Source organism: Candidatus Magnetobacterium casense (assembly GCF_019173545.1).
Classification (GTDB): Bacteria; Nitrospirota; Thermodesulfovibrionia; order Thermodesulfovibrionales; family Magnetobacteriaceae; genus Magnetobacterium; species Magnetobacterium cryptolimnobacter.
In genome coordinates, this window is record NZ_JABXWD010000298.1 from 1 (window position 1) to 4278 (window position 4278).

The window sequence follows — 4278 nt, forward strand, 5'->3', positions numbered from 1 at the left end:
CAAGTATTTTAATGGCAAGACCCATATGCCTCTGCCAACAAAGGCCATGTGGTATTCAGGAGCAAACTCGATACTCGGTAACAGCAAGGGCCACTACGATCTGGTTATGAACCTCCTCAGACACCCCGCCTATCGTGCCAAGGGTACACAAAAACGCCTGGTCGAGGCGATATTTATAAACGAGTGGTGGTGGACGGGTACATGCGAGTACGCCGATATCGTCTTTGGCGTCGATAGCTGGGCAGAGTATAACATACACGACATGACCCAGTCCTGTACCAATCCCTTTATGCAGGTCATGCCACTGACCGAAATCAAGCGTATCTATGACACCAAGAGCAACACCGAAACCTATAAGGGAGTTGCCGCAGCTCTGGCAAAGCTCACCGGAGATAATCGGTTTAACGACTACTGGGCATTCATAGACGAAAAACACCGTGCCAAACCATACATCCAAAGGGTCCTCAGTCACTCAAACATGATGAAGGGCTACAACGTCGAGGAACTTCTCAAGCTGGCAAAAGACGGTATCCCCTCCATGATGATGGGCAAGACCTACCCCAAGTTCATCGGCTATGAGCAGAGCAACGAGTCCAAACCGTGGTACTCAAAGAGTGGACGCCTGGAATTCTATCGCGACGAGCCAGAGTTCAAGGAATACGGTGAAAGCATCCCGCTTCACAGGGAGCCAATAGACGCGACCTACTACGAGCCAAACGTCATCGTGGCAGCGCCCCACCCGTTGATCAAGCCAAAGTCCCCGGAGGACTATGGCTTCTCTCGCAATGACCTCACCAGAGATACACGGCAGGTGAGAAACGTTGTCTATACACCTGATGAGCTATTGAAGTCGAACCATCCCCTCAACAAGCATGGATATAAACACATATGGCTTACGCCAAAATTCAGACATGCCGTCCACACCTTTGGTGGCGACCTTGACTACATGGCCGTGTGGTGGGGACCATTTGGCGACATCTACAGACGTGACAAACGTAAACCGTGGGTAGGCGAAGGCTACATGGATATCAACCCCGCCGATGCAAAGGAACAGGGGATTGAAGATGGCGACTATATCTGGGCCGATGCCGATCCCGAGGACATGCCGTTTAAGGGCTGGCAGGAACGCCCCGACGAGTATAAGGTGGCCAGGTGCATGCTGCGCGCACGGTACTACCCGGGCACACCGCGTGGTGTAACCAGAACGTGGTTTAATCTCTTCATGGCCTCCTTTGGGTCAGTCAAGGGACACGAAACACGAAAGGACGGTCTGGCAAAAAATCCTGATACGGGATATCAGGCCATGTTCCGCTACGGCGGACACCAGAGCGGTACGCGTACGTGGCTGAGACCAACACTGCTAACGGATACGCTGGTAAGAAAGGATTTCATGGGACAGGCCATCGGACAGGGTTTTGCCCCCGACATACACTGCGCAAACGGCGCCCCGCGTGAGACCTATGCCAAGTTTACAAAGGCAGAGGATGGCGGAGAAAGCGGCAAGGGTAAGTGGAGACCCGTCACACTTGGTGGAAGGCCTTCTCTTGAGAGTGCCAAATTCAAGGAGTATCTTGAAGGTAAATTTATAACCTAATCTAAGGAGGTATGCAAACATGAAAGAGGTATATAACTGGCAGATCAAACGAAAGATGCAGTACCCGTTTGACGAGCCAAAGCAAGAGAAGCAGTTTGCCGCTGTCTTTGATATAAATAAGTGCATAGGGTGTCAGACATGCTCGATAAGCTGTAAGACCACGTGGACAACAGGCCGCGGTCAGGAGTACATGTTCTGGAACAACGTGGAGTCCAAGCCATACGGCGGATATCCCCTGTACTGGGACTTCAAGCTCCTCGAAAAAATCGGGGGCGGGGCATGGAAGGATGGCTCCTATGCAGGCAAGACGATATTTGAAAAGGCCGCCGAAGAAAACAAGACCGTCGAGGGCTTTCTGCCCGCACTTGAGGATTGGTCTTACCCCAACATGGGTGAGGACGAAATCTACGGCGGAGACGTCAAGCAGGGTATGCACATAGAGACACTGCCACATCCGATATGGTTCTTCTACCTGCCAAGGATATGTAACCACTGCACCTATCCGGCGTGCGTGGCCAACTGTCCCAGACAGGCAGTCTATAAGCGTCCCGAGGACGGCATCGTCCTGATTGACCAATCTCGTTGTCAGGGCTACAAACAGTGTACATCCGGCTGTCCGTACAAAAAGCCGATGTTTAACGCCACCACGTATCGTTCGGAGAAGTGTGTGGCCTGTTATCCAAAGGTAGAGGAAGGACTTCAGACCCAGTGCATGGAACACTGCATCGGCAAGATTCGTATGCAGGGCTGGCTCAGTGCCCCGGATAAGGCAAAAGAGGACAACCCCATAGACTACCTCGTACACATCAAAAAACTCGCACTGCCGCTGTATCCGCAGTTTGGCACGCAGCCTAACGTGTACTACATCCCGCCTATACACGTACCAACACCGTACATGAAGCAGATGTTTGGCCCGGGTGTTGAGCACGCCGTGAAGACTTACAGAGAGGTCGTCCCTAACGATTCCGTACTGAAGGGACTCCTGGTGCTGTTTGGAAGCTCGCCACAGATAATGACCAAGTTTGAGGTGAAAAACGAAGTTGCTCATGGATACAACAGCAAAGGTGAGCTCGTGGCCCAGGCGCCGATAAAAGAACCGGAGGCGCTCAGGGAATCCTATGACAAGAAGCTGGACGTTTACCGTCTTGACGTAACGTAGTCAACACGAGACATACAGGAGGAGATAATGAACAAGAAGTTTATAGTTGTAATCAGCGTGGGTCTTGCCCTGACGATGATATGTTCGGGTGCCCTGTTTGCCGCCTCAACTGGCAACAACATCAGGGTTCACTACGTAAACAAGCCTATCACGCTTGACAGTGACGACCTCTTTAGTGCGGCAAAGTCTCATGACGTAGCCCTCATCGGCATGGAGGTAACCAATCCCCAGGCTGGTGGTGGCTCCATCCCCGCACAGGATATCAAGGCGCTGCACAGCAATGCAAGATATGTACTTAACATGAGCAAGAAGGTGCCAAACATTTCCGTCAAGGCCATACACAACGGAAAGACCATCGCCTTTCAACTGACTTGGGATGACAAAACCCTTGACGTTGAAACTGCGATAGATACGTTTCGTGACTCGATAGCCCTTATGTTTCCAGGCATGCACACGGGCGGACTCAATCCCTCGGCGCTGATGGGTTCCAAGGGTGAGTCGGTAAACATCTGGCAGTGGCGTGCAGACTGGCAGGCAGAAAAGGACGGCAACAGACCCATGGACCGTCAGCCTCAGACAGTGGGTGTACACGTGGGTCCGTCAGACTCGATCCTCAAGGCACAATTTCCTGGCAAACCCTCTCCCGATGCAACAATGATCGAGTACGTCGCAGAGGGCTACGGCACGCTGACAAGACAGCAGCAGCAAAATGCAACAGCAAAAGGCAAACATCAGGGCGACAAGTGGACTGTCGTCTTTGTCAGGGACATGAAGAGCATGGATATGTCTGATGCTGCCTTCACTGCCGGCAAACAGACATATGTAAACTTCGCACTCTGGGACGGAAGCGATAAGGACTTCGACGGCATGAAGGCCATATCAGTAGTGTGGACACCTATGATGCTTGACGCCGCAAAGTAGATATACATAGTGGACACGATTGAGCAAGACATTGCCATTGCGCAGTTAAGAGGCAGGATATACGGGTTGCTTGCCGGTGGGTTTAAGGGCCTCACTGAGGAGTACTTTCAGTACCTGCGTGGTCAATATATATCTGCCTGGCATGAGCTGGTGCAATATATTCAGGGGGGAGAGGGGTTTCTCCCCCTCCTGGACAAGATGCAGGGTGCGCTGGATGCCGGCAGCTTTGACGCCCTCTACGGTGAGTACTACAATCTTTTTATGCCAACGGGCATGATGTTGGCCATTCCCTTTGAGATGGAGTACGTCAACAAGGAGACGCCGCAACATTCGTTGTCACAGCAGGCGCAGTTAGCCGACATCGCCGGGTTTTACCGGGCCTTTGGGTTGGATGTCGCCTCAAGTACGCCCGAACGCGTCGATCACATCACCACGGAACTTGAGTACATGCACGTAATGGCGCTCAAGGAGGCAACTGCACTGGCAAACAATGACGCAGAAAATGCCTGCATTGTCGTCGATGCCCAACGCAAGTTTATCACCGACCACCTCGGTCGCTGGGCCGATAAGTTCAGCGAACGCCTCGTTGCCACTGATGGCAGTG

The 4278-nt window shown here is 52.3% G+C and carries 3 protein-coding genes and 1 pseudogene; all 4 read left to right on the forward strand.

Translation table 11 applies throughout. The features are described from left to right. Positions 1-1594: pseudogene (locus tag HWQ67_RS13630) on the forward strand (molybdopterin oxidoreductase); the annotation flags it as partial. A gap of 19 nt (positions 1595-1613) precedes the next feature. Continuing rightward, a complete protein-coding gene (locus HWQ67_RS13635) occupies positions 1614-2753 on the forward strand; it encodes a 4Fe-4S dicluster domain-containing protein (protein ID WP_218253239.1) in 1140 nt (379 codons plus the stop codon). Between the two features lie 27 nt (positions 2754-2780). Then, a complete protein-coding gene (locus tag HWQ67_RS13640) occupies positions 2781-3674 on the forward strand; it encodes an ethylbenzene dehydrogenase-related protein (protein WP_218253240.1) in 894 nt (297 codons plus the stop codon). Positions 3675-3683: 9 nt separating this feature from the next. After that, positions 3684-4278, forward strand: a 595-nt coding sequence (locus tag HWQ67_RS13645; RefSeq protein ID WP_218253241.1) for a TorD/DmsD family molecular chaperone, incomplete at its 3' end; no start/stop codon positions are given.